The organism is Salipiger sp. HF18 (assembly GCF_011806505.1).
Lineage (GTDB): Bacteria > Pseudomonadota > Alphaproteobacteria > Rhodobacterales > Rhodobacteraceae > Salipiger > Salipiger thiooxidans.
Genome location: NZ_JAATOS010000750.1, coordinates 1 through 1410, shown reverse-complemented (window position 1 = coordinate 1410; position 1410 = coordinate 1). Strand labels below are relative to the sequence as shown.

Below are 1410 nucleotides of genomic sequence, written 5' to 3'. Positions count from 1 at the left end.
GCATGACGTTGAACCCCTGCGGGTTCTTCGACGGCCAGAGCACGGCGATGGCGGGGCGGTTGACCCCGGGCAGCTTGCGCAGCCGCACCATCGACAGCAGCATCAGCGCGCCGGTGTTGCCGCAGGAGACCGCAACCGTGGCCTCGCCGTTGCGCACCGAATCGAGCGCGGACCACATCGAGGTGTCCTGCCCGTTGCGCATCACGTGGCTCGGCTTGTCCTGCATCGACACGACACCGCGCGCGTCGCGGATCTCGCAACGCTTGGTGAGCTTGCGCTTCTCGATCAGCGGACCCAGCTCGTCGGCGGGTCCGTGGACGATGAAGCGGGCTTCGCGGTTCCGTCGTGCAAAGGCAGCGAGGCCGGCAACGATGGTTGCCGGCCCGCGGTCGCCGCCCATGGCGTCGATGGATAGCACGAGCGGCCCGCCAGCCTTTGAATTGTCCCGAGAGGAGTTCATGCGGCGCGGGCCTTGAGCGGTTTACGCTGCGTCTTCGTCCAGTTCGATCTCGTCGGCCATGGCGACGATCTCTTTATCTGCGTAGTGGCCGCACGAGGGGCACACATGGTGCGGGCGCTTGAGCTCGCCGCAGTTGGTGCACTCGTTCGGGTTGCCGGCAACGAGAGCGTCATGCGCCCGGCGGTTGTTGCGGCGCGATTTGGATACTTTGTTCTGTTGGACGGCCATGTCTCAACCTCGATCTTTCGCGTGAAGGGCAATTCGTTGCCCGGTTCCGTTCGGGCGTGCCCGGCCTCTTAGTCGCAAGCAAGAGGACATGGCAACCCGGAATTCCGATGAAGGCGCGAAAATAGGACTTTATTGCAAAACCGCAAGCGTTATTTCGCCGTCCCGCGCCGGGCTATCAGGGCTTATCCGTCACGTCCCTGTCATCGTCCGCTTCGGCGTCGTCATCGCCGCCGTCCTGGTCCAGCTTCTCCTTCAGTCCGGCCAGCGCCGCAAAGGGATTCGGGCGCTCTTCGGCATCAGCCGCGGCCTCCGCTTCGGCCTCGGCGGCCAGCGCGCCCGAGGCTTCTGCGGCGCCTTCGGCGTGGGGATAGAGCGGCAGCGCCAGAGACAGCGCCTCGGAGATCACCTCGCGAAGGTCGATGACGTCGGGCACCGGGTCGGCATCGTCGTCGGGGACCTCGATCTCCGAGCCCTCACCGGCGACGGAGAGGTCCTCGTCCGGGCGCCAGAGACGCTCGATCTCCTCGTCGATGCGGGTGGTGACGGGGGCGAGAGTGACCACACAGGGCTGCGTCACCGTGGCGCCCAGTGTCGCCACCAGTCGCCACGAGCCGCGCCCCTCGGGGCGAATCTCGCCGGCGAGGCGCAGCTTGCGCAGCCCCAGCAGCCCCAGTTTCGAGGCCAGCGCGGCGCGCGCCTCGTCATCGGGGCGGATATCGAAG

The 1410-nt window shown here is 66.9% G+C and carries 2 protein-coding genes and 1 pseudogene; all 3 read right to left on the bottom strand.

What is annotated here, in order from left to right; all coding sequences use genetic code 11:
• Nucleotides 1-460, bottom strand: a pseudogene (locus HC022_RS26575) (phosphate acyltransferase); the annotation flags it as partial.
• Nucleotides 461-481: 21 nt separating this feature from the next.
• Nucleotides 482-688 (bottom strand): 50S ribosomal protein L32, encoded by a 207-nt coding sequence (rpmF, locus tag HC022_RS26570; RefSeq protein ID WP_008884064.1) that lies wholly within the window; start codon nucleotides 686-688, stop codon nucleotides 482-484.
• A 175-nt stretch (nucleotides 689-863) separates the two neighbouring features.
• The coding region (locus tag HC022_RS26565) for a DUF177 domain-containing protein (RefSeq protein ID WP_167454380.1) at nucleotides 864-1410 on the bottom strand (547 nt) is incomplete at its 5' end.

Bases quoted from the DNA above. Each gene is read 5' to 3' on its own strand.
- rpmF (WP_008884064.1), bottom strand. From the start codon at position 688: ATGGCCGTCCAACAGAACAAAGTATCCAAATCGCGCCGCAACAACCGC.